The organism is Pseudomonas sp. HY13-MNA-CIBAN-0226, from assembly GCF_040310305.1.
Lineage (GTDB): Bacteria > Pseudomonadota > Gammaproteobacteria > Pseudomonadales > Pseudomonadaceae > Aquipseudomonas > Aquipseudomonas gregormendelii.
In genome coordinates, this window is sequence record NZ_JBEOPS010000029.1 from 1 (window position 1) to 23,979 (window position 23,979).

At 59.5% G+C, this 23,979-nt stretch carries 22 protein-coding genes; 12 read left to right on the plus strand and 10 right to left on the minus strand.

The features are described from left to right. The first annotated feature begins 312 nt into the window (after positions 1-312). Both mprF and AAEZ05_RS25760 read left to right on the plus strand, forming a co-directional pair. Positions 313-2,955, plus strand: coding sequence for a bifunctional lysylphosphatidylglycerol flippase/synthetase MprF (mprF, locus tag AAEZ05_RS25755; protein WP_045060757.1), 2,643 nt, complete (start codon positions 313-315; stop codon positions 2,953-2,955). Continuing rightward, positions 2,955-4,250, plus strand: coding sequence for a virulence factor family protein (locus tag AAEZ05_RS25760; protein ID WP_045060758.1), 1,296 nt, complete (start codon positions 2,955-2,957; stop codon positions 4,248-4,250). Before mprF ends, AAEZ05_RS25760 begins: the two co-directional genes overlap by 1 nt. Before the next feature lie 86 nt (positions 4,251-4,336). On the opposite strand, the gene AAEZ05_RS25765 is transcribed toward AAEZ05_RS25760, so the two are convergent. Continuing rightward, a complete protein-coding gene (locus tag AAEZ05_RS25765) occupies positions 4,337-6,238 on the minus strand; it encodes a potassium transporter Kup (protein WP_350649443.1) in 1,902 nt (633 codons plus the stop codon). Positions 6,239-6,525: 287 nt separating this feature from the next. Between AAEZ05_RS25765 and rimO the strand changes: the two genes are divergently transcribed. From rimO to tsaA, 5 genes are all read left to right on the plus strand, one after another. Next, on the plus strand, positions 6,526-7,863 hold the full coding sequence (gene rimO / locus AAEZ05_RS25770; protein ID WP_045061501.1) for a 30S ribosomal protein S12 methylthiotransferase RimO: 1,338 nt from the start codon (positions 6,526-6,528) through the stop codon (positions 7,861-7,863). Positions 7,864-7,972: 109 nt separating this feature from the next. Beyond that, on the plus strand, positions 7,973-8,446 hold the full coding sequence (locus tag AAEZ05_RS25775; protein ID WP_045061502.1) for a GNAT family N-acetyltransferase: 474 nt from the start codon (positions 7,973-7,975) through the stop codon (positions 8,444-8,446). A 186-nt stretch (positions 8,447-8,632) separates the two neighbouring features. Further along, the gene (locus tag AAEZ05_RS25780; RefSeq protein ID WP_045061503.1) at positions 8,633-9,343 is read left to right on the plus strand and encodes an rRNA pseudouridine synthase; all 711 of its coding nucleotides are present in this window, start codon (positions 8,633-8,635) and stop codon (positions 9,341-9,343) included. 74 nt (positions 9,344-9,417) lie between these two features. Continuing rightward, on the plus strand, positions 9,418-9,888 hold the full coding sequence (locus AAEZ05_RS25785) for a YehS family protein (protein WP_122837713.1): 471 nt from the start codon (positions 9,418-9,420) through the stop codon (positions 9,886-9,888). Positions 9,889-10,034: 146 nt separating this feature from the next. Beyond that, on the plus strand, positions 10,035-10,736 hold the full coding sequence (gene tsaA, locus AAEZ05_RS25790; RefSeq protein ID WP_045061505.1) for a tRNA (N6-threonylcarbamoyladenosine(37)-N6)-methyltransferase TrmO: 702 nt from the start codon (positions 10,035-10,037) through the stop codon (positions 10,734-10,736). Between the two features lie 159 nt (positions 10,737-10,895). On the opposite strand, the gene fpr is transcribed toward tsaA, so the two are convergent. Beyond that, on the minus strand, positions 10,896-11,675 hold the full coding sequence (gene fpr / locus AAEZ05_RS25795) for a ferredoxin-NADP reductase (RefSeq protein ID WP_003443014.1): 780 nt from the start codon (positions 11,673-11,675) through the stop codon (positions 10,896-10,898). Between the two features lie 122 nt (positions 11,676-11,797). Between fpr and AAEZ05_RS25800 the strand changes: the two genes are divergently transcribed. Next, positions 11,798-12,724, plus strand: a complete 927-nt coding sequence (locus AAEZ05_RS25800; protein ID WP_045057557.1) for a LysR family transcriptional regulator — start codon at positions 11,798-11,800, stop codon at positions 12,722-12,724. Here the strand turns inward: AAEZ05_RS25800 and AAEZ05_RS25805 are convergent. From AAEZ05_RS25805 to AAEZ05_RS25815, 3 genes are all read right to left on the minus strand, one after another. Continuing rightward, positions 12,721-13,083: a diacylglycerol kinase gene (locus AAEZ05_RS25805; protein WP_034149863.1), complete on the minus strand. Its 363-nt coding sequence runs from the start codon at positions 13,081-13,083 to the stop codon at positions 12,721-12,723. The genes AAEZ05_RS25800 and AAEZ05_RS25805 overlap by 4 nt on opposite strands. Positions 13,084-13,158: 75 nt before the next feature. Continuing rightward, positions 13,159-13,809: a response regulator transcription factor ErdR gene (gene erdR, locus AAEZ05_RS25810; RefSeq protein WP_045057556.1), complete on the minus strand. Its 651-nt coding sequence runs from the start codon at positions 13,807-13,809 to the stop codon at positions 13,159-13,161. A 197-nt stretch (positions 13,810-14,006) separates the two neighbouring features. Next, positions 14,007-14,765: a tRNA-uridine aminocarboxypropyltransferase gene (locus tag AAEZ05_RS25815; protein WP_236695818.1), complete on the minus strand. Its 759-nt coding sequence runs from the start codon at positions 14,763-14,765 to the stop codon at positions 14,007-14,009. Between the two features lie 160 nt (positions 14,766-14,925). On the opposite strand from AAEZ05_RS25815, the gene AAEZ05_RS25820 reads away from it, so the two are divergent. Further along, positions 14,926-15,348, plus strand: coding sequence for a quorum-sensing-regulated virulence factor family protein (locus AAEZ05_RS25820; RefSeq protein WP_045057554.1), 423 nt, complete (start codon positions 14,926-14,928; stop codon positions 15,346-15,348). Here AAEZ05_RS25820 and AAEZ05_RS25825 read toward each other — a convergent pair whose 3' ends face one another. Next, entirely contained in the window at positions 15,349-15,543 is a 195-nt protein-coding gene (locus AAEZ05_RS25825) for a hypothetical protein (protein ID WP_045057553.1), read from the minus strand. A 370-nt stretch (positions 15,544-15,913) separates the two neighbouring features. Here AAEZ05_RS25825 and AAEZ05_RS25830 point away from each other — a divergent pair, with 370 nt between their 5' ends. Continuing rightward, the gene (locus AAEZ05_RS25830) at positions 15,914-17,032 is read left to right on the plus strand and encodes an LOG family protein (RefSeq protein ID WP_045057552.1); all 1,119 of its coding nucleotides are present in this window, start codon (positions 15,914-15,916) and stop codon (positions 17,030-17,032) included. A 43-nt stretch (positions 17,033-17,075) separates the two neighbouring features. On the opposite strand, the gene recX is transcribed toward AAEZ05_RS25830, so the two are convergent. The 3 genes from recX to AAEZ05_RS25845 form a co-directional block, all read right to left on the minus strand. Then, positions 17,076-17,543: a recombination regulator RecX gene (recX, locus tag AAEZ05_RS25835; RefSeq protein ID WP_350649447.1), complete on the minus strand. Its 468-nt coding sequence runs from the start codon at positions 17,541-17,543 to the stop codon at positions 17,076-17,078. Between the two features lie 8 nt (positions 17,544-17,551). Then, positions 17,552-18,604: a recombinase RecA gene (recA, locus tag AAEZ05_RS25840; protein WP_045057550.1), complete on the minus strand. Its 1,053-nt coding sequence runs from the start codon at positions 18,602-18,604 to the stop codon at positions 17,552-17,554. An 83-nt stretch (positions 18,605-18,687) separates the two neighbouring features. Further along, positions 18,688-19,188: a CinA family protein gene (locus AAEZ05_RS25845; protein ID WP_045057558.1), complete on the minus strand. Its 501-nt coding sequence runs from the start codon at positions 19,186-19,188 to the stop codon at positions 18,688-18,690. A 240-nt stretch (positions 19,189-19,428) separates the two neighbouring features. Here AAEZ05_RS25845 and mutS point away from each other — a divergent pair, with 240 nt between their 5' ends. Together mutS and fdxA are read left to right on the plus strand one after the other, a co-directional pair. Then, positions 19,429-22,008, plus strand: a complete 2,580-nt coding sequence (gene mutS / locus AAEZ05_RS25850) for a DNA mismatch repair protein MutS (RefSeq protein WP_045057549.1) — start codon at positions 19,429-19,431, stop codon at positions 22,006-22,008. Positions 22,009-22,149: 141 nt separating this feature from the next. Next, positions 22,150-22,473, plus strand: a complete 324-nt coding sequence (fdxA, locus tag AAEZ05_RS25855) for a ferredoxin FdxA (protein ID WP_045057548.1) — start codon at positions 22,150-22,152, stop codon at positions 22,471-22,473. A 489-nt stretch (positions 22,474-22,962) separates the two neighbouring features. Here fdxA and rpoS read toward each other — a convergent pair whose 3' ends face one another. Next, positions 22,963-23,970, minus strand: coding sequence for an RNA polymerase sigma factor RpoS (gene rpoS / locus AAEZ05_RS25860; RefSeq protein WP_045060152.1), 1,008 nt, complete (start codon positions 23,968-23,970; stop codon positions 22,963-22,965). Positions 23,971-23,979: the final 9 nt, after the last annotated feature.

Genomic DNA, 23,979 nt, shown 5'->3' on the forward strand with positions numbered 1-23,979 from the left:
GAAGGTCGTCGGTTCAAATCCGGCTCCCGCAACCAAACATCAAAAAAGGCTACTCGAAAGAGTGGCCTTTTTTGTGCCTGTCGAAAAAGTCCTTTCGCAACAATGATCTGTCACCTTGTGACGGGCCGATTGGTTTCACTCCAGCCTTGAGTTAGGTCTATGCTGGTCCGAGGCGTTTACCGCACAGGCCCATGGCGTGCCTTCACCTGTTGAGGGTGAGTGGCGTTAATATTTGTGATTATTTTTTTCTACAGGGATTGGTAACTTGGCTGGATACCCCCATCCTGTCGCGCACAATCCAAGAGGTGATTGATGCGCGCCAATTCGTCTGATCCACAAGACTCCGTCACAGCGACACAACCGATCAAGCCCGGGCGTTTGCGCCTGCTGGACCTGATCAGCAAGTACCGCCAGCCAATCGGCCTGGCAGTGACCTTGTTGCTGTTCGCCATCGCGCTGATTGCCTGTCGTCATCTGTTGAGCGAACTGGATCTGGACGCTCTGCACGACTCGATTCTCCAGGTACCAAAACCTGCCTTGCTGGGTGCACTGGCGGCGACGGTGGTCGGCTTTATCATTCTGTTGGGCTACGAATGGTCGGCCAGCCGTTATGCCGGCGTGACGCTGGCACCGCGAATTCTCGCCCTGGGTGGCTTCACCGCATTTGCGATCGGCAATGCCATCGGCCTGTCGATGCTCTCTGGCGGCTCGGTGCGCTACCGTCTATATGCACGGCATGGCCTGGGTGCCACGGAAGTGGCGCGCATGACCCTGTTCGCCAGCCTCTCGCTGGGCTGCGCCCTGCCGCCCCTTGCGGCCCTGGCAACCCTCAGCGACCTGCCCGCTGCCGCGACTGCCCTGGGCTTGTCCGAGATTTGGCTGGGCGCGGTGTCCGTGGCAGTGTTGCTACTGTTCAGCGTCCTGGCCATCGGCATTTACCGCCGCCGCCTGCCCGAACAACCTTATGCGGACAACCTGCTGGTCAAGGCCGGGCGCCGCACCTTGCGTCTGCCGGGGCGGCGCCTGACGTTCCTGCAATTGATCATCACCGCACTGGATGTCGCCGCGGCCGCTACCGTGCTGTACCTGCTGTTGCCAGAAGCGCCGCCCTTCGGCGCCTTCCTGTTGGTCTACCTGCTGGCGCTGGCTGCCGGGGTGCTCAGCCATGTGCCCGGCGGGGTCGGCGTATTCGAAGCAATCCTGCTGGCCGCCTTCGCCGACAAGCTTGGCGCTGCACCGCTGGCGGCCGCACTGCTGCTGTATCGGCTGATTTATGTGGTGTTGCCATTGCTGGTCGCTTGCGTGTTCCTGCTGATCAACGAAGGACAGCGCCTGTTTCAATCCCGTCAGTCCCTGCGCGCAGCCTCCGGCCTGGCTGCGCCGATCCTGGCGGTGCTGGTGTTCCTGTCCGGCGTGGTGCTGCTGTTTTCCGGTGTGACGCCGGAAATCGACACCCGCCTGGAGCACATCGGCTTTCTGATCCCCCATCGCCTGGTCGACGCTTCGCACTTCGGCGCCAGCCTGATCGGCGTGCTCTGCCTGCTGCTCGCCCAGGGCCTGCGGCGGCGCCTGTCGGCCGCCTGGATGCTGACCACCATTCTGTTGCTCGTAGGCGCCCTGCTCTCCCTGCTCAAGGGCTTTGACTGGGAAGAAGCCTGCCTGTTGACCCTGACCGCCAGCCTGCTTGGCGTATTCCGTCGTTCGTTCTATCGGCCGAGCCGCCTGACCGAGCTGCCGTTCTCGCCGCTGTATCTGGTGTCGAGCCTGTGCGTGCTGGGTGCATCCATCTGGCTGCTGCTGTTTGCCTACCAGGATGTGCCTTACAGCCATCAACTCTGGTGGCAGTTCACCCTTGACGCTGACGCTCCCCGGGGCCTGCGCTCGCTACTCGGCGCCGCCGTACTGCTGGTGGTGGTGTCGCTGACCTGGCTGCTGCGCACCGCACGCCCGGTCATCCACCTGCCGACGCCTGACGAGCTGGACCGGGCGGTAAAGATCCTCATGGCTTCCGCTCAACCGGACGGTGGCCTCGCCCTGACGGGTGACAAGGCGCTGCTGTTCCACCCCGACGAGCAGGCTTTCTTGATGTACGCCCGCCGTGGCCGCAGCCTGGTGGCCTTGTACGACCCTATTGGACCGGCCCAGCAACGGGCCGAAATGATCTGGCAGTTCCGCGACCTGTGCGACATTCACCACGCCCGCCCTGTGTTCTATCAGGTACGCGCCGAAAACCTGCCGTACTACATGGACATCGGCCTGACCGCGATCAAGCTGGGCGAGGAAGCCCGGGTCGATCTGCAGCACTTCGACCTGGAAGCCAAGGGCAAGGAGATGAAGGACCTGCGCTACACCTGGAACCGTGGCACCCGCGACGGCCTGTCGCTGGAGATCTTCGAACCGGGACAGGCGCCGATGGATGAGCTCAAGGTGATCTCCGATGCCTGGCTGACCGGCAAGAACGTTCGCGAAAAAGGCTTCTCCCTCGGCCGTTTCAGCGAGGACTACCTCAAGCATTTCCGCATCGCGGTGATCCGCTTCGAAGGCCGCCCGGTGGCATTCGCCAATCTGCTCGAGACATTCGGCCACGACCTGGCCAGCCTCGACCTGATGCGAGCGCACCCGGAAGCGCCAAAGCTGACCATGGAATTCATGATGGTCGGCCTGATTCAACATTATAAGAGTCACGGATACGCGCGCTTCAGCCTGGGCATGGTGCCGCTGTCGGGGCTGCAACCCCGTCGCGGCGCACCATTGACCCAGCGCCTGGGCTCGATGGTTTTCCGCCGTGGTGAGCAGCTCTACAACTTCCAAGGCTTGCGCCGCTTCAAAGACAAGTTCCAGCCTGACTGGGAACCCCGTTATATGGCCGTGCCCGCCGGACTCGATCCGCTGGTAGCCCTGGCCGACACTGCCGCCCTGATTGCGGGCGGCTTGACTGGATTGGTGAAACGCTGATGATTCAACGCTCCCTGCGGTATGTACTGGCCACACTGGTAGTGCTGGCCCTGATTCTCGGTGGCGGTTACTGGTACCTCAAGCGCCCGGCCCCGGAACCGACCCTCGAATCGTTCAAGCCAGCCGACGGCACGGCGATGACCCGGGTCACTCCCGGCACCTCGCCCCGCGCCCAGGTGCTGGTCGCAGTGAATGAGGACCAAAAGCTCAGTGACAAGCAATTGCTGACCCTGAGCCGTACCGGCTCGGCGCAGATCGTCCAGGTGATCCTGCCTAAAGACTGCCTGCTGCAAAGCCGCGCGTTGCAATCGGGCCTGCGCGAGCTCCACGGTCCGGCAACGCTGGTCAGCGGCATCGGTCCCGGCGCGGTGCTGGCCTGGCGCTGGTTGTCCGAACAGAAAGACGACAAGGCGCAGGCCGTCTCCGTGGACCTGGCCCTGGAAAAACCCGGCTGCACCCACCTGCTGCCAAAAAGCGCAGCGCACGGTCGCTGGCTGGCAGCCTGGAACGATAACCCGGACGACACCAGCGCCGGCTTCGTACGTGACCAGCCGAATGCCGAAACCAGCATCAGCGACTACGACATCAACCTGCCGCAGGTCCTGAACAACGAGCTGCGCAAGATCCTGGTCGGCGGCGACAAGGCCGCTGGCGGCTTGCAGATACCGGTCGTCGAAGTGCCGGCAGGCCAGGCCAACGACACCGTCACCCTGTTCCTCTCCGGTGACGGCGGCTGGCGAGACCTGGACCGTGACGTAGCGGGTGAAATGGCGAAAATCGGTTACCCGGTGGTCGGCATCGACACCCTGCGCTACTACTGGCAGCACAAAAGCCCTGAGCAAAGCGCGCTGGACCTGGCTGAGCTGATGCAGCACTACCGGCAGAAATGGGGCACCAAGCGCTTCGTCCTGACCGGCTACTCATTTGGCGCCGATGTGCTGCCCGCGATCTACAACCGCCTGGAGCCCGCCGAGCAGCAACGCGTCGACGCAATCATCCTGCTGGCCTTCGCCCGCACCGGTAGCTTCGAGATCGAAGTCGAGGGGTGGCTGGGCAACGCCGGCAAGGAAGCCGCCACGGGCCCGGAGATGGCTAAGTTGCCAGCGCCGAAAGTGGTCTGCATCTACGGTGAAGAGGAGGCCGATGAAAGCGGCTGCACCGACAAGACGGCCGTGGGGGAGGCGTTGAAATTGCCGGGCGGGCATCACTTTGACGAGAACTATCCGAAACTGGCTCAGCAGCTGGTGGACGTGATCGAGAAGCGCCAGAGCAAGGACAAGGTGGCTGAGGAGTAATCCAGCCCCCACAAAAAAGCCCCCGCCACTTCACAGTGGCGGGGGCTTTTTTATTTGCACCAATCCCACAGTATTCTTGTATGCCCTTACATCTCCACCTGCGTCCCCAACTCAATCACCCGATTCAACGGCAGATTGAAAAACCGCAAATTGCCATTGGCGTTCTGCAACATGAATGCGAACAGCGCCTCGCGCCAGCGGGCCATGCCTTCGAGTTTGGAGGCGATCACCGTCTCGCGGCTGAGGAAGTAAGTGGTACGCATCGGGCTGAAGTCGAGGTCATCGAGATGGCACAGCTTCAGCGCTTGCGGCACGTCCGGCTCGTCGACGAAGCCAAAGTGCAGGATGACCCGGAAGAACCCCTCACCGTGGGACTCCACCTCAAAGCGTCTGCTCGGCGGCACCCGCGGGATATCCTCGTAGACCACGGTCAGCAGCACCACTTGCTCATGCAGCACCTGGTTGTGCAGCAGGTTGTGCAATAGCGCATGGGGTACGGCGTCCGGGCGGGCCGTCAGGAACACGGCCGTGCCCTGGACCCGGTGCGGTGGCTGCACGCTGATGCTGCTGATAAAGATCGGCAGCGGCAGGCCGCCCTCTTCCAAGCGCTCCACCAGCAACTGCTTGCCGCGCTTCCAGGTGGTCATCAGCACGAACAGGGCGATACCGGCAATGACCGGGAACGCCCCGCCCTGGACGATTTTCGGCACGTTGGCCGCGAAGTACAGACCATCCACCAGGAGGAAGCCAAACAACAGCGGCACGGCGAGCACCGGCGGCCATTTCCACAACAGCAGAATCACCGCCGCCACCAGAATGGTCGTCATCAACATGGTGCCGGTTACGGCCACGCCATACGCCGAGGCCAGCGCACCAGAGGACTCAAAGCCAAGCACCAGCAGGATCACGCCGACCATCAACGACCAGTTCACAGCGCCGATGTAGATCTGGCCCTGTTCGGCGCTGGAGGTGTGCTGGATGTGCATGCGCGGGATGTAACCCAGCTGGATCGCCTGGCGGGTCAGGGAGAACGCGCCGGAAATCACTGCCTGGGAAGCGATTACGGTGGCCAGGGTCGACAAGCCCACTAACGGGATCAACGCCCAGCTTGGCGCCAGTAGATAGAAAGGGTTGCGAGCGGCTTCAGGATCGCCAAGCAGCAAGGCACCCTGGCCGAAGTAGTTCAGCACCAAAGCCGGCAACACCAGGATGAACCAGGCGCGGGCGATAGGCTTGCGACCAAAATGCCCCATGTCGGCGTACAAGGCTTCGGCACCGGTCAAGGCCAGTACCACGGCACCGAGGATCGCCACGCCCATGCCCGGATGCACGATAAAGAAGCGCACGCCCCACACCGGGTTCATTGCCTGCAGCACTTCGGGGTGCTGCAAGATGCCGTGGACACCCAGGGCGCCGAGCACCAGGAACCAGGTGACCATGATCGGCCCGAACAGAATGCCGATGCGCGCCGTACCGTGCCGCTGAATCAGGAACAACCCCACCAGCACTACCAATGACAGCGGCACCACCCAGTGGTCGATGCCGTCGAAAGCCAGCCCAAGGCCTTCGATCGCCGACAGCACGGAAATCGCCGGGGTGATCATGCTGTCGCCGTAGAACAGCGCCGCGCCGATCAGGCCACAGACCACCAACAGGCTGCGCAACCTGGCATGCCCGGCTGCGGCGCGCCGGGCCAGGGCCGTCAGCGCCATGATCCCGCCCTCGCCCTGGTTGTCGGCGCGCAGCACGAACATCATGTATTTGATCGAGACCACCCAGATCAGCGACCAGAAAATCAGCGCCAGGATGCCCAACACCCCGTCGTGGTTGACCGGCACACCATAGCCACCGGAGAACACTTCTTTAAGGGTGTACAGCGGACTCGTGCCGATATCGCCGTAAACCACCCCGACCGCCGCGACCAGCATGCCGATCGGCTTTGCTGCCGAATGCTCGGCGCCCGCCGCCTGACTACTTGCCTGCCCCATCCAAAACTCCTGCTACTCAGACCTGGACTACTGATAAGAAGCACTATGCTCTGCCCTGAGCATGCGCTGTTTTACTTCACGTTACAGACGTTTTCTTGACTGTAAGTAATCGGTAAAGCATCAAGGCGCGAAGCATAGCGCAGCACTCGTCGCATTTCCCTGCATAAAGCTGGTCAAGCGCGCGTCCCATCGCTAGAATTGCGCACTTTTTGATCAGAGACGCCACAAAGCGTCCGTCAGCCGCCTCGCCCTACCGGGCGCAGTCGTCACAAATACCGAGGTTAGACATGTCCACCACTCCTGCGCCGGCCAATCCAAAAGTTGGCTTCGTATCCCTGGGTTGCCCCAAAGCATTGGTCGACTCCGAGCGCATCCTTACCCAGCTGCGCATGGAAGGTTATGACGTGGTGTCCACTTATCAGGACGCCGACGTGGTGGTGGTCAACACCTGTGGCTTCATTGACTCGGCCAAGGCCGAATCCCTGGAAGTGATTGGCGAAGCCATCAAGGAAAACGGCAAGGTTATCGTGACCGGCTGCATGGGCGTCGAAGAAGGCAACATTCGCAGTATTCACCCAAGCGTGCTGTCGGTGACCGGTCCACAGCAGTACGAACAAGTGGTCAACGCCGTGCACGACGCCGTGCCGCCGCGCCAGGACCACAACCCGCTGATCGACCTGGTGCCGCCACAAGGGATCAAACTGACCCCGCGCCACTACGCCTACCTGAAGATTTCCGAAGGCTGCAATCACAGCTGCAGCTTCTGCATCATCCCGTCGATGCGCGGCAAGCTGGTCAGCCGTCCCATCGGTGATGTGCTCGACGAAGCCCAGCGGCTGGTCAAGGCCGGCGTCAAGGAGCTGCTGGTGATCTCGCAAGACACCAGCGCCTACGGCGTCGACGTGAAGTACCGCACCGGTTTCTGGAACGGCGCCCCGGTCAAGACCCGCATGACCGAACTGTGCGAAGCCCTCGGCTCCATGGGCGTGTGGGTCCGCCTGCACTACGTTTACCCATACCCGCACGTCGACGAGCTGATTCCGCTGATGGCAGCCGGGAAAATCCTGCCGTACCTGGACATCCCGTTCCAGCACGCCAGCCCGAAAGTCCTGAAGTCGATGAAACGCCCGGCCTTCGAAGACAAGACCCTGGCGCGCATCAAGAACTGGCGCGAGATCTGCCCGGACCTGATCATCCGCTCGACCTTCATCGTCGGCTTCCCTGGCGAAACCGAAGAAGACTTCCAGTACCTGCTGAACTGGCTGACAGAAGCCCAGCTCGATCGCGTTGGCTGCTTCCAGTACTCGCCGGTCGACGGCGCTCCGGCCAACGACATGGACCTGGAGATCGTGCCCGACGACATCAAGCAGGATCGTTGGGACCGCTTCATGGCGCATCAGCAAGCCATCAGCTCGGCTCGCCTGCAAATGCGCGTCGGCCGCGAAATCGAAGTACTGGTCGATGAAGTCGACGAGCAAGGCGCCGTCGGCCGCTGTTTCTTCGATGCCCCGGAAATCGACGGCAACGTATTCATCGACAACGGCAGCAACCTGAAGCCGGGCGACAAGGTCTGGTGCAAAGTGACCGACGCCGACGAATACGACCTTTGGGCTGAACAGATCTAAAGCGAAAGATGTAAAAGCCCTGCTCTTGTGACGAGATGCGGGGCTTTTTTACGTCTATCGTTTGTGATGAAAGGATTCGTTACGTTTACTCCGCAAGAGGCAACAGGCCATGCGCCATCATTCGGTCATTCATACACCGAAACTCAGTGACTACACAGAACTCACAAAGGTCTGGGAAGACTCGGTGCGCGCCACCCATGACTTTCTGCCGCAAAGCTACATCGAACTGCTGAAGAACCTGGTGCTGACCCGCTACCTGGATGCAGTCATGCTGATCTGCACCAAGGACGCCCAGCAGCGCATCACCGGGTTTGCCGGGGTCGCTGGGGGCAAGATCGAAATGCTCTTCATCGACCCGGTTCACCGCGGCCAGGGCCTGGGCAAGCAGTTGTTGCGTTATGCCATGGAACACCTGAACGCCTATGAACTGGACGTCAACGAACAGAACCCGCAGGCGCTGGGGTTTTATTTCAAGCAGGGCTTCGAGGTCGTCGGTCGCACCGAGCATGACGGGATGGGGCAGCCTTATCCGTTACTGCATATGCGCTTGCGCCAAGACCAGCAACGCTCACAACATGCCTGACGCCATAAAATTCCTGTGGGAGCTGGCTTGCCAGCGATGCAGGCGCTGCGATGTGTCAGATGGACCGAGTGATGCAATCGCTGGCAAGCCAGCTCCCAAGGGAAATTGAACCGTATTGAAATGGACCCGCGATTAACCGGCGCCCAGCAGGTACAATGCCCACCCCTTTTTTGTTACGGCCCTGTCATGACTGACCCGATTCGTCTCTCCAAACGCCTCATCGAACTCGTCGGCTGCTCCCGTCGGGAGGCTGAGCTGTTCATCGAGGGCGGCTGGGTCACCGTGGACGGTGAAGTCATCGACGAGCCGCAATTCAAGGTCGACACCCAGAAAGTCGAGCTCGACCCCGAAGCCAAGGCCACTGCGCCGGAGCCGGTGACCATTCTGTTCAACGTCCCGGCGGGCATGGACGCGGAAACGGCCATGGGCACCATCAGCGCCGATACCCTGAGCGAAGAACACCGCTTCAGCAAACGCCCGCTCAAGGGCCACTTCCTGCGCCTGACCGCCAGCACCGACCTGCAGGCCAATGCCAGCGGCCTGCTGGTGTTCACCCAGGACTGGAAAATCCTGCGCAAGCTGACGGCCGACTCCGCCAAGATCGAGCAAGAGTATGTGGTCGAGGTTGAAGGCGACATGGTTGCTCACGGCCTTAACCGCCTCAACCACGGCCTGACCTACAAAGGTAAGGAGCTGCCGCCGGTGAAGGCCAGCTGGCAGAACGAGAATCGCCTGCGGTTTGCGATGAAAAATCCACAACCAGGCGTGATCGCCCTGTTCTGCCAGGCCGTTGGCCTGAAGGTCGTTGCCATCCGTCGCATCCGCATCGGCGGAGTGTCCATTGGCAAAGTGCCATTGGGGCAATGGCGCTACCTGTCCGGCAAAGAGAAGTTCTAGGCTTTTCACGCCGCCCTACATTTCGGCGCCGCGATTTGAGCGGCGCCCACTGCTGAATATCAGGACTGCACACCATGATCCACAACGACGTACTGCGCAGCGTGCGCTACATGCTCGACATCAGCGACAAGAAAGTCATCGAGATCATCAAGCTCGGCGGCATGGACGTGAGCCTGGAAGATCTGCTGACTTATCTGGACAAGAAAGAGGAAGACGAAGAAGGCTTCGTTCGTTGCCCGGATGAAGTCATGGCGCATTTCCTCGATGGCCTGGTGATCTTCAAGCGCGGTAAAGACGAAAGCCGTCCGCCACAGCCGATCGAAACGCCGGTCACCAACAACATCATCCTGAAGAAACTGCGCGTGGCCTTCGAACTGAAAGAAGACGACATGCACGCCATCCTCAAGGCTGCCGAGTTCCCGGTGTCCAAGCCTGAGCTGAGCGCACTGTTCCGCAAGTTCGGCCACACCAACTACCGCCCGTGCGGCGACCAGTTGCTGCGCAACTTCCTCAAGGGCCTGACCCTGCGCGTGCGCCCGCAATAATTGCAAGGCGGGAGCAAAACTTGCTCGCCCGCTCCCACAGGTTCTGTGGGAGCAAGGCTTGCCGGCGATGACGAACTGCCTGGCGCCACCGGTTAAAAGGTTGATCGGGTTATCATGCCTACCCATTCCCGCCTCGACCCCACCCCATGACCTACAGCGTTTCCCCTATTGGTTTCGTGCGCTCCTGTTTCAAGGAGAAGTTCGCCATCCCGCGCCAACCGCAACTGGCTCCTGCCGCACGCGGCGTATTGGAGTTGGTGGCGCCATTCGATCAGGGTGAGGCCGTGCAGGGCCTGGAGCAGGTCAGCCACGTGTGGCTGCTGTTCCTGTTCCACCAGGCGCTGGAAGACAAGCCACGGCTGAAAGTCCGCCCGCCTCGTCTGGGCGGCAACAAATCCATGGGGGTTTTCGCCACGCGCGCGACGCATCGACCCAATGGCATTGGCCAGTCAGTGGTCAAGCTGGACAAGGTCGAAGCCGATCGCCTGTGGATATCCGGCATCGATTTGCTCGATGGCACGCCGATTCTCGACATAAAACCTTACGTGCCTTACGCCGACATCATCGACACGGCCTCCAACAGCATCGCCAGCGCTGCGCCGCCTCTGATTGCCGTGCAGTGGGTGGATTCGGCGCTGCAGCAGGCCCATGGCCACGCTCAGCGGCTTGAGGAGCCCCTGGTCGAGCTTATCGAACAGTGTCTGGCACAGGATCCGCGCCCGGCGTACCAGACACCTGCACCACAGAGGGAATATGGCGCGCAGTTCTGGGATGTGGATGTGCGCTGGCATTACCCCGAGGCGGGCGTGATCCGCGTGCTCGAAGTCATACCCGCATCCAACTTGTAGGAGCTGCCGAAGGCCGCGATCTTTTGACCTTGATCTTCTTTCCCGAATTTCAAGAGCAAAAGATCGCAGCCTTCGGCAGCTCCTACCTGAAATTGTCGGACATAAAAATGCCCCCATTGCCTGAGCAGGCTATGGGGGCATTTTAGTGATGCGAATGGCTTACTTCTCGACGAACGCACGCTCGATCAGGTAATCACCCGGCTCGCGCATCCGCGGCGAAACCTTCAGGCCGAAGCTGTTCAACACTTCGCTGGTCTCGTCGAGCATGCTCGGGCTGCCGCACAGCATGGCGCGGTCGTCCTGCGGGTTGATCGGCGGCAGGCCGATATCGCTGAACAACTTGCCGCTGCGCATCAAGTCGGTCAGGCGACCTTCGTTTTCGAATGGCTCGCGGGTCACGGTCGGGTAGTAGATCAACTTGTCACGCAGGGCCTCGCCGAAAAACTCGTTCTGCGGCAAGTGCTCGGTGATGAATTCGCGGTAAGCGACTTCATTGACGTAACGTACGCCGTGGCACAGGATCACTTTCTCGAAACGCTCGTAGGTTTCCGGATCCTGGATGACGCTCATGAATGGCGCCAGACCGGTACCGGTGCTGAGCAGGTACAGGTGCTTGCCCGGTTTCAAATCATCGAGTACCAGCGTGCCGGTAGGCTTCTTGCTGATGATGATCTCGTCGCCTTCCTTCAGGTGCTGCAACTGGGAAGTCAGCGGGCCATCAGGCACCTTGATGCTGAAGAACTCGAGATGCTCTTCCCAGTTCGGGCTGGCGATCGAGTAAGCGCGCATGAGCGGCCGGCCGTTGGGCTGTTGCAGGCCGATCATCACGAACTGACCGTTTTCGAAGCGCAGACCCGGGTCGCGGGTGCACTTGAAGCTGAACAGAGTGTCGTTCCAGTGATGAACACTGAGGACACGCTCGTGGTTCATGTTGCTCATGTACGGGGGACTCCTGGAGATTTTGCCTGCGCCGGTGATGTGCGCAATTGCATCGCATTCTAATGGCAGCGACAATATCTGTTAAATGGATTATTAAGATAAGGGTTATCGGTTATATAGATATGCGATTTACTCTCCGTCAACTGCAAGTCTTCGTCGCTGTCGCCCAGCAGGAAAGCGTATCCCGTGCTGCGGGACTGCTCAACCTCTCACAATCGGCGGCAAGCACTTCGATCACCGAACTGGAGCGCCAGTCCAGCTGCCAGCTGTTCGACCGCGCGGGTAAACGGCTGAGCCTCAATGCCCTCGGCAAACAGCTGCTGCCCCAGGCTGTGGCCCTGCTCGACCAGGCCAAGGAAATCGAAGACCTGCTCAACGGCAAGTCCGGTTTCGGCTCCCTGGCAGTCGGCGCCACCCTGACCATCGGCAATTACCTGGCCACCCTGCTGATTGGCAGCTTCATGCAGCGTCATCCTGAAAGCCAGGTGAAGCTGCATGTGCAGAACACTGCCAACATCGTGCAACAGGTCGCGCACTATGAAATTGATCTGGGTCTAATCGAAGGCGACTGCAGCCACCCGGACATCGAAGTGCAGAGCTGGGTCGAGGATGAATTGGTGGTGTTCTGTGCGCCCCAGCATCCTTTGGCCATACGCGGTACGGCGAGCATGGACGAGCTGTCGCAAGAAGCCTGGATCCTTCGGGAACAGGGCTCCGGCACGCGCCTGACGTTTGACCAGGCCATGCGACATCATCGCAGTGCGCTGAATATCCGCCTGGAACTGGAACACACCGAAGCGATCAAGCGCGCGGTCGAGTCAGGCCTGGGAATTGGCTGCATCTCGAGGCTGGCACTGCGTGATGCATTCCGGCGCGGCAGCCTGGTAGCGGTGGAAACCCCGGATCTGGACCTGGCGCGACAGTTCTATTTCATCTGGCACAAACAGAAATACCAGACCTCGGCGATGCGCGAGTTCCTCGACCTGTGCCGCGCCTTCACCGCCGGGGTCCAGCGCAGCGACGAGATCGTCCTGCCCACCATTGCTTAAAGCAGAATGACTGCCCAGACCAGCGCGATCATGGTCAGTGCCACGAACTGCGCGGCGCTGCCCATGTCCTTGGCATTCTTGGACAGCGGGTGCAATTCAAGCGAGATGCGGTCAATGGCCGCTTCCACGGCGGAATTGAGCAGTTCGACGATCAGCGCCAGCAGGCAAACGGCGATCAACAACGCCTGTTCCACCCGGCTGACATTCAAAAAGAACGACAGCGGTATCAGAATGACGTTAAGCAGCACCAACTGGCGGAATGCCGCCTCACCGGTGAAGGCCGCGCGCAGCCCATCCAGTGAATAACCCGAAGCGTTGAGGATGCGTTTGAGGCCGGTCTGGCCTTTGAAAGGAGACATAGAGTTAGCAACTGCACCAAAAAGGAGTGGGAAAGCTAGACCAGTGAAAGTCAAAAAAGCGTGAACGAGCCGGGTTTAATGGCTCGAAATTGACTCAAGTTGTTGCAAGAGCAACGCCGCCTGGGTGCGAGTGCGCACATTCAGCTTGCGAAAGATGGCGGTGACATGTGCCTTGATGGTGGCTTCCGAGACGCTCAGTTCATAAGCGATCTGTTTGTTCAGCAAACCTTCACACACCATGGTCAACACCCGGAACTGCTGGGGCGTGAGGCTGGCCAGGCCTTCGCTTGCCGCCTTGGCTTCGGCGGAGACACTGACCGCCTCAAAGGCCTGCGGGGGCCAGAACACATCGCCGTCCAATACCGCCCTGACGGCCTTTTGAATGACGCTCAGGTCGCTGGACTTGGGAATGAAGCCACTGGCCCCGAACTCGCGAGACTTGACCATGATCGAGGCCTCTTCCTGGGCCGACACCATCACCACCGGAATCTGCGGGTATTGCCCGCGCAACAGCACCAGGCCGGAAAATCCGTAAGCGCCTGGCATGTTCAAGTCGAGCAGAACCAGGTCCCAGTCGGACTTTTCGTCCAGGCGGGTCTCCAGTTCGGCAATACTCGCCACCTCCACCAGCCGGACTTCGGGGCCCAGGCCCAGGGTCAACGCCTGATGCAATGCGCTACGGAACAGTGGGTGGTCATCGGCAATCAGGATTTCGTATGTGGCCATTTTTCAAATGATCCTGTTTTTCAAACAACTCGAGGTACAGCCACGGAGCTGCACCAACAGGGCACGTTCAACGCCAATCACAAGCTAAAACGGCGTCTCAAACCTTGGCCGCGCCCCAATCGGCGCCAAGCATGCCCAGCGAAACCGGGGTGGTCAAGGTACATGGCCAGTACAGATCTTTACAGTATGGGCGACAATCAGCCCAAGGCAGCAGAACCGTTCTGCACGAAGGGCATCAGCTCGGCATGTGCGGGGGTAGAAACATTCATGTCCAGCTGGTGCTTGGCATCGAGGTAGTGCTGGCTGAACACGTCGAAATAAGCGTCCAGTGCCGATGCGGCCGCCACATCGCCGGCCAGATCCAGACACAGCGCCGCCACTTCGGCCGTACACAAATGTTCGCTACGCGTCGACCGGCGCAGGCGATAGCGTGACAGTTTCTCGGGCAGCAGGCTGAGGATCGGGAGCGCATCAAAGTACGGGCTTTTACGGAAGATCTTCCGCGCCTCGGTCCAGGTCGCGTCCAATAGAATGAACAGTGGGCGCTTGGCGCTATCGACCTCGACGGTGTTCGTTACCCGCTCAGGCTCGACATACTCGCCCGGAAACACCAGATACGGTTGCCATTGCGGGTCGCGCAGCAACGCCAGCAACTTCGGGTCGGTTTCAGTACGTGACCAGATGAATGCATGGTTGTCGCGCACCACGTCGGCAATCAGCCACCCGGTGTTGCTGGGCTTGAAGACTTCCTTGTTGGTCATGATCAGGCACACGCCGGAGCGCGCATCGACCTGCGGGCGCCAGGCACACAGGCAGTGGCTTTCGATCACGCGACAGGCGCGGCAGCGAGTGGCCCTCCAGCCCCGGGCCTGTATCGGCTTGATGCCCTCTTCCTCACGCTGATCGCGCAAAAGGGCAACGGCATTCGCCGCAAAGAGAGGGGCAGAAGGGATTATCGACACGAACAACACTCGGCTGGGCATAAAGTAGTGGCAGTTTATCAGAGCAGCCCGCGCAAGCCTGTACCGTCCAGGCCTCGTCCCCTATAATTCGCCGCCACTGAACGCACAGTCATGTGACGGGTCGAACCACCAGTCACTGAACCAGGAGAGTTTCATGCTGCGCTTTATCGTTCCTACCGCTGCCATTTTGCTGGCGTCGTCCTTCAACGCCCAGGCCGCTTCCTTGAAAGACATGGAACTGAGCAAAATGCTGCAAAACGTTGCCGCTCAAAGCAGCGTCGGCACTCCGCGGGCAATCAATGAAGACATTCTCGATCAGGGTTACACCGTTGAAGGCAAAGAGCTGATCAACCACCTGAGCGTGCAGAGCACTCACGCCGACAAGATGCGCGCCGACCCGAAGGCTGTTTATTTCCAGCTGGGCTCCACCGTCTGCAACAACCCGGGCTTTCGCAAGCTGATGGCCAAAGGCGCGATCATGCGTTACGAATTCACCGAGGTTAAGACCAACCGTCCGGTCGCCAGCGAGCGTTTCCAGGAATCGGATTGCCCGAAAGTCAATCAGAAGAAAAAGTGATCATCGGCAATTAGCGCGTCGCTGTTCGTCCTCGGCGCGCAATTCCGCTATAAGGGCCTGCAAGTAACGCGAACGACGCTGGCCACCTGCAAGACGCCGGCAGCACTCTTCCTCGAGACTCAAATGGTTGGTCTCGGCTGATACCTTGAGCAATCGATACAGCTGCGTATCGATTTCCAGAATGACCTTGGTCATAGCTTCCCGCCTCCCTGCCCTTTCGCCCCAATTGCGCGATAAATCCTTTGAGTTACCTGTACCGTGCGTCTTGCCCTTGCGCAAAACGGTCGCGTCACGCCTGTTAGTAAGTAAATCAGAGCGCTGAACTCTCGGATCAGGTTCAGACGAGTGGTGAAATCACTTCTCGAATCGTTAATAAGCGATTGCCATGAAAGACTTTGCGGCGCAATGATCAAGTCAGCGCGAATCCTCGCCAAGGACTAGATTTAGAGTAATCACCACTACATCTTTGGGCCGGGAAGGAGCCGCCCGTCATGGATTTTTGAAGTTGCGAACGTTTTTTTCATTCACCGAAAAAAACCAGAGCCCGCACGCAAGGAGAAGTTGAATGCCTTACCAACCGAATGACCTCCTTAGCCGTCATTTTGCAGAAAGCGGCCACGACCTCACCAGCAAGGTCGAAGAACTCCTCAACCTGGTTTCACCTGCCAGCCCGAACTCCCCGATCTACCGAGACATGATCCTCACCGTGCTGCGCATGGCGCAGGAAGACCACAACCGCTGGAATGCCAAGATCACCCTGCAGGCCCTGCGCGAACTGGAAGACGCCTTTCGCGTACTGGAACAGTTCAAGGGACGACGCAAAGTCACGGTTTACGGTTCTGCCCGCACACCTGTGGAAAACCCTCTGTACGCAATGGCTCGCGAGCTGGGCGCTGCGCTGGCGCGTTCAGACCTGATGGTGATCACGGGCGCCGGTGGCGGGATAATGGCGGCAGCCCACGAAGGCGCCGGCCTTGAACACAGCCTTGGCTTCAATATCACACTGCCCTTCGAGCAGCACGCCAACCCGACCGTCCGGGGCACGACCAACCTGCTGTCATTTCACTTCTTCTTCACGCGCAAGCTGTTCTTCGTCAAGGAGGCCAATGCGCTGGTGCTCTGCCCCGGAGGTTTCGGCACCCTGGATGAAGCCCTGGAAGTACTGACATTGATCCAGACCGGCAAGAGCCCTCTGGTGCCGGTGATACTGCTGGATGCGCCAGGCGGTACTTTCTGGCAGGGCGCGCTGGACTTCATTCACCATCAGCTCGCAGAAAATCGCTACATACTGCCCACCGACATGAAGCTCGTCAGCCTGGTCTACAGCGCCGAAGAAGCGGTGGAACAGATCAATCAGTTCTACAGCAACTTCCACTCCAGTCGCTGGCTCAAGCACCAGTTCATCATTCGCATGAACCACAGGTTGAGCGACCAGGCACTCGACCATATGCAGGAAGCGTTCGCCGATCTGTGCCTGAGCGACCATTTCCATCAACACGCCTACAGCGGCGAAGAACACGACGACGAACAGTTCAGCCACCTGGCACGACTGGCGTTCACCTTCAATGCGCGGGATCACGGACGTCTGCGCGAACTGGTGGATTACATCAACCTGCCGGAAAACTGGGCACAACCCAAACCCCAGGCTCAACAGCGCACGCGGGAACCTTCAAAGGTGACGTGATGCGAATAAAAAAGGCCCGCTATCATTGGCGGGCCTTTTTCATTTAATCGTCCATCCCTCGACCGCTGAACAGCCGACTGATCATTTCCATCGAATAGCCGCGATAACTCAGGAAACGCCCCTGCTTGGCGCGCTCCCTGGCATCGATGGGTAGATGCCCGGCAAACTTGCGCCGCCAGGTTTCTTCCAGCTGATCGTGCCAACTGATCCCGCTCTCGCGCAGAGCGAGCTCGATATCGGCGAGCTGCAGGCCACGCTGGCTCAGTTCTTCACGGATACGCAGCGGGCCGTAACCCGAGCGGGCACGATAGGACACGAAGCTTTCAAGGTAACGGGATTCGGACAACAAACCCTCTTCCGTCAGACGGTCGAGTGCAGTGTCGATCATTTCAGGGAGAGCGCCGCGCTGACGCAGCTTACGCGTCAGCTCGACTCGACCATGCTCGCGTCGCGCGAGCAGGTCCATTGCGGTTCGCCGCACTGCGACGAGTGTATCGAGTACGGCGGTCATCGGATCAATCAAACATCTACATCAACCAGGTCATCTGCTTTCACCCGATCTGCCAACGCTTTGACGTCTGGTGCCGGACTCAGCAGTTTGTCGCGCAGCTGCTTCTCAAGTTTCGCCGCGATTTCCGGGTTGTCTGCCAGGAACTTGGCCGAGTTGGCCTTGCCCTGACCGATCTTGGTGCCTTCATAGGCATACCAGGCACCGGACTTCTCGACAAAACCATGCAGTACGCCCAAGTCGATCATCTCGCCATTGAGATAGATGCCCTTGCCGTAAAGGATCTGGAATTCAGCCTGACGGAACGGCGAAGCCACCTTGTTCTTCACAACCTTGACGCGGGTTTCGCTACCAACGACTTCATCACCTTCTTTCACCGCGCCAGTACGACGGATGTCCAGGCGAACCGAAGCGTAGAACTTCAGCGCGTTACCACCGGTGGTGGTTTCCGGGCTGCCGAACATGACGCCGATTTTCATCCGGATCTGGTTAATGAAGATAACCAGGCAGTTGGCGTTCTTGATGTTACCGGTGATTTTACGCAGGGCCTGGGACATCAGACGGGCTTGCAGGCCAACGTGCATGTCACCCATTTCACCTTCGATCTCGGCCTTTGGAACCAATGCAGCCACGGAGTCAACGATGATCACGTCAACTGCGTTGGAACGCACCAGCATGTCGGTGATTTCCAGGGCTTGTTCGCCCGTGTCCGGCTGGGAAACCAGCAGGTCGTCGACATTGACGCCCAACTTGCCAGCGTACTCCGGGTCGAGTGCGTGCTCGGCGTCGACGAATGCGCAGGTGGCACCGGCTTTTTGCGCCTGGGCGATGACCGACAGCGTCAGTGTGGTTTTACCGGAGGATTCAGGACCGTAGATTTCAACGATACGGCCTTTAGGCAGACCGCCAATGCCGAGCGCGATGTCCAGACCCAGAGAGCCAGTAGAGATAGCCGGGATCGCCTGGCGGTCTTGATCGCCCATACGCATTACGGCACCCTTGCCGAATTGACGTTCGATCTGACCCAGGGCCGCAGCCAAGGCTTTCTTCTTGTTGTCGTCCATTAAAGTCCTCACGTAATCAATAAGGCCTGACGGCCAACACCTGTATAAGTAGACAGTATTATTCCACAGCGCTTCAGGATCGCCTACCCCTGATTTGAGATTTCTGAAGCGGCATGCCGTAGCAGCCCCTCTAGCGCGGCCTTCACCGTTTGTCGGCGGACCTCGTCGCGATTGCCCGGGAAGTGCTGGACCTCGCTGAACAGCTGCTCCCCGACGCCCCAGGCCAGCCAGACCGTACCGACCGGCTTGCTCGCAGATCCGCCATCCGGCCCGGCAACACCGCTGACCGCCACGGCAAAAGTCGCCCGGCTTTTATCCTGGGCGCCCCTGACCATGGCCTCGACCACCTCGCGACTGACCGCGCCTACGGTGGAGAACAGCTCGACAGGCACATTCAGCTGCTCGGTTTTCTGCCGGTTGGAGTAAGTCACGTAACCGGCTTCGAACCATGCCGAACTACCGGGAATCCGGGTAATTGCCTCGGCGATCCCGCCGCCGGTGCACGACTCTGCCGTCGTGACATGAGCATTGAGAACCTGCAGGCGTCTGCCAAGTTCAGCGGCGAGCTGGGTGATTTCTTTCACGGTCATCTCCTTGTCGGGCGGGATAAGCACTACCGTACACGAGCCGATTACGCTTGCAAGGCGCGCCCCCCATCAAAAATGTGAGGAAATGCGCGGTGCGCGCGGGGATGGAAGTGCATCGCAGGGCTTTCACTCCTGCGGCGGGCGGACTGCCCATGGTAATCTTGCGCCCATCGCGGAAAAGCCGGGCCGACGTCCCTCCTTTGCCCTACACATTTCAACGAATTTGCCTGATATCCGATGAATAAAGCGCTCTCCGATCTGTCCTCCCACACGCCAATGATGCAGCAGTACTGGCGCCTGAAAAACCAGCACCCCGACCAGCTGATGTTCTACCGCATGGGCGACTTCTACGAGATCTTCTATGAAGATGCGAAGAAAGCCGCCAAATTGCTGGACATCACCCTGACCGCGCGCGGGCAGTCTGCAGGACAAGCGATCCCCATGTGCGGGATTCCTTACCACGCGGCGGAAGGTTACCTGGCGAAACTGGTAAAGCTTGGCGAGTCGGTGGTGATCTGTGAGCAGGTCGGCGACCCGGCCACCAGCAAAGGGCCAGTGGATCGCCAGGTGGTGCGGATCATCACGCCGGGTACGGTGAGCGACGAAGCGCTGCTGGATGAGCGCCGCGACAACCTGATTGCCGCGGTGCTGGGAGACGAGCGCCTGTTTGGCCTGGCCGTGCTGGATATCACCAGCGGCAACTTCACCGTGCTGGAAATAAAGGGCTGGGAAAACCTGCTGGCGGAACTGGAACGCGTCAATCCGGTGGAGCTGATGATCCCGGATGACTGGCCAAAGGACCTGCCCGCAGAGAAGCGCCGCGGGGTTCGTCGTCGCGCGCCGTGGGATTTCGAGCGTGATTCGGCGTTTAAAAGCCTGTGCCAGCAGTTCTCCACCCAGGACCTGAAAGGGTTCGGTTGCGAAAACCTGACCCTGGCGATCGGCGCTGCCGGCTGCCTGTTGAGCTACGCCAAGGAAACCCAGCGCACCGCCCTGCCGCACTTGCGCAGCCTGCGACACGAGCGCCTCGACGACACGGTAGTGCTGGATGGTGCAAGCCGGCGCAACCTGGAACTGGACACCAACCTTGCCGGTGGCCGCGACAATACCCTGCAATCGGTGGTTGACCGCTGCCAGACCGCCATGGGTAGCCGTCTGCTGACGCGCTGGCTAAACCGTCCGCTTCGCGATCTCAAGGTGCTATTGGCACGCCAGACGTCCATCACCTGCCTGCTTGATGCCTATCGATTCGAACAGCTGCAACCGCAGCTCAAGGAGATTGGCGACATCGAGCGGATTCTGGCGCGGATCGGCCTGCGCAACGCCCGCCCCCGCGACCTCGCCCGCCTGCGAGACGCGCTCGGTGCGCTGCCGCAACTGCAGGTGGCGATGGCTGAACTGGAAGCGCCACACATCATTCAACTGGCCGCGACCACCAGCACCTACCCGGAACTGGCCGCGTTGCTGGAAAAAGCCATCATCGACAACCCGCCGGCGGTTATCCGTGACGGCGGCGTGTTGAAAACCGGCTATGACAGCGAACTTGATGACCTGCAATCCCTGAGCGAGAACGCCGGGCAATTCCTGATCGATCTGGAAGCGCGGGAAAAAGCCCGTACCGGCCTGTCGCACTTGAAAGTGGGTTACAACCGCATTCATGGGTATTTCATCGAACTGCCGAGCAAGCAGGCTGAGTCGGCGCCAGCGGATTACATTCGGCGCCAGACCCTCAAGGGTGCCGAACGCTTCATCACACCGGAACTCAAGGCTTTCGAGGACAAGGCGTTGTCGGCCAAGAGCCGGGCGCTGGCCCGCGAGAAGATGCTGTACGAAGCATTGCTCGAAGACCTGATATCAAAGCTGCCGCCACTGCAGGACACTGCTGCGGCGTTGGCCGAACTGGACGTGCTGAGCAACCTCGCCGAACGTGCTCTGAACCTGGACCTGAACTGCCCGCGCTTCGTCGAAGAGCCGTGCATGCGCATCAGCCAGGGTCGCCACCCAGTGGTCGAGCAAGTGCTGACCACCCCGTTCGTGGCCAACGACCTGAGCCTGGACGACAACACCCGCATGCTGGTGATCACCGGTCCGAACATGGGCGGTAAATCCACCTACATGCGCCAGACCGCCTTGATCGTGCTGCTGGCGCATATCGGCAGTTTTGTTCCGGCAGCCAGTTGTGAGCTGTCGCTGGTCGACCGCATCTTCACGCGGATCGGCTCCAGCGATGACCTGGCTGGCGGGCGCTCGACCTTCATGGTTGAAATGAGCGAAACGGCGAATATCCTGCACAACGCCACCGAGCGCAGCCTGGTACTGATGGACGAAGTCGGACGCGGCACCAGTACGTTCGATGGGTTGTCCCTGGCGTGGGCAGCGGCGGAGCGCCTGGCGTTCCTGCGCGCCTACACCCTGTTCGCTACGCACTACTTCGAACTGACGGTATTGCCCGAGGCCCAGCCCCTGGTCGCCAACGTGCACCTCAACGCCACCGAACATAACGAACGCATCGTGTTCCTGCACCACGTCCTGCCGGGGCCTGCGAGCCAGAGTTATGGCCTGGCCGTGGCACAGTTGGCCGGCGTACCTGGCGAGGTGATTCTGCGTGCCCGCGAGCACCTTGGCCGACTGGAAGCCACCGCCTTGCCGCACGAGGCGCCCAAGCCGGTCAAAGGTAAAAACCGCGCGCCGCAGCAGAGCGACATGTTCGCCAGCCTCCCTCACCCGGTGCTGGATGAACTGGCTAAACTCGACCTGGATGACCTCACGCCACGCAAGGCGCTCGAAATGCTCTATGCACTGAAGACACGGATCTAACGCACTTGCTTGCAAGCTGTTAGAATCTCGCGCGGTTTGGGATGCTGCAGGCTACAGCCAGGCCTGCAGACTATCGCTCCCAAACCTGGCGACCCCAACGTGAAGGGGCTCCGCTGCCGCCGCCTGAGGAGAAAATTAGAAATGACCTTCGTCGTCACCGACAACTGCATCAAGTGCAAGTACACCGACTGCGTAGAAGTCTGTCCGGTGGACTGCTTTTACGAAGGCCCGAATTTCCTGGTGATTCACCCGGATGAGTGCATCGACTGCGCGCTGTGCGAACCAGAATGCCCTGCTGTGGCCATCTTCTCCGAAGATGAAGTCCCGGCCGGCATGGAAAACTTCATCCAGCTGAACATGGAGCTGGCCGAAGTCTGGCCAAACATCACCGAACGCAAGGATCCACTGCCGGATTCTGCGGCATGGGATGGCAAGACAGGCAAGCTCGAACACCTCGAGCGTTGATCTGATCGCGTTCGCGAAAAGGCCCGTTACGGGCCTTTTTTTTAAGATCAAAAGATCTTGCTTTTCTACAGGCAAAAAAAGGGGCGGTTTGACCCGCCCACATTTTTTCCCTAGTCCCTGTTTTCCTTTTCATCATCCTGATGAATCGCATCCTGCGATGTCCTTCCCCTCATCCTGAGGGGCGTGTCTATCCGTCGACACAACCCCGATACTAGACTTTTCCCAGACATGGGCAACGCCTCTAAAATGCCAAATCGGATCAACAGCCAGCCTGGCATATGAAAATTATTTTATTAAAATCAAAGACTTAATGAGGATATTGGTTGAACACAGCCAACTGTCTACCTGTAAAAATAACGAACACTTACAACAGAGTAAGCAAAGACTTACGCCAGCTGACTGCAAAACCGAGCCTCCCGCCGATTCAAATCCCAGCCAACAAAAAACCCCGAACCAGTCGGGGCTTTTCGCTGCCTGCCTGCATTGCGCTTATTGAAACAGCGACTCGCTCGACAAGCCGTTCTTCTCCAGGATCTCCCGAAGACGCTTGAGACCTTCAACCTGTATCTGCCTGACCCGCTCACGGGTGAGGCCAATTTCCAGGCCCACATCTTCCAGCGTGCTGCTCTCGTGACCGCGCAGGCCGAAGCGGCGAATCACCACCTCGCGTTGCTTGTCGGTCAGCTCGGACAGCCACTGATCAATGCTCTGGGAAAGGTCGTCGTCCTGCAGCAGTTCACAGGGATCGGTCGGACGGTCATCGGTAAGCGTGTCCAGCAAGGTTTTATCCGAATCCGGACCCAGCGAGACGTCGACCGAAGAAACCCGCTCGTTCAAGCCCAGCATGCGCTTGACCTCGCCCACCGGTTTTTCCAGCAGGTTGGCGATTTCTTCGGGTGAAGGTTCATGATCAAGTTTTTGCGTCAGTTCCCGGGCTGCCCGCAAGTAAACATTCAGCTCCTTGACCACATGAATCGGCAACCGGATGGTCCGGGTCTGGTTCATTATCGCGCGTTCGATGGTCTGACGAATCCACCAGGTGGCGTAGGTCGAAAAGCGGAAGCCGCGTTCAGGGTCGAACTTCTCTACCGCCCGAATGAGTCCGAGGTTGCCCTCTTCGATCAGGTCCAGCAGTGACAAGCCACGATTGACGTAGCGTCGGGCGATTTTCACCACCAGCCGCAAGTTGCTCTCAATCATGCGCTTGCGCCCAGCCGGATCCCCACTTTGCGACAATCGCGCAAAATGAACTTCTTCTTCGGGGGATAACAGAGGGGAAAAGCCGATTTCATTGAGGTACAGCTGCGTGGCATCGAGTGCACGCGTGTAGTCAATGTACTTGTGTTGCTTCAACGACGTGGAGTGTTTGGATTTTGTCCGAACGGAAGGTGTAGCTGCCCCTTCATCATTCGACATCGCATCCGCAACGACGTCGGTCTCCATCAGGAGAACCTCATCGTCGATGTCAAACTCCGGCACTTCTTTACTGAGAGCCATTGTTATAGT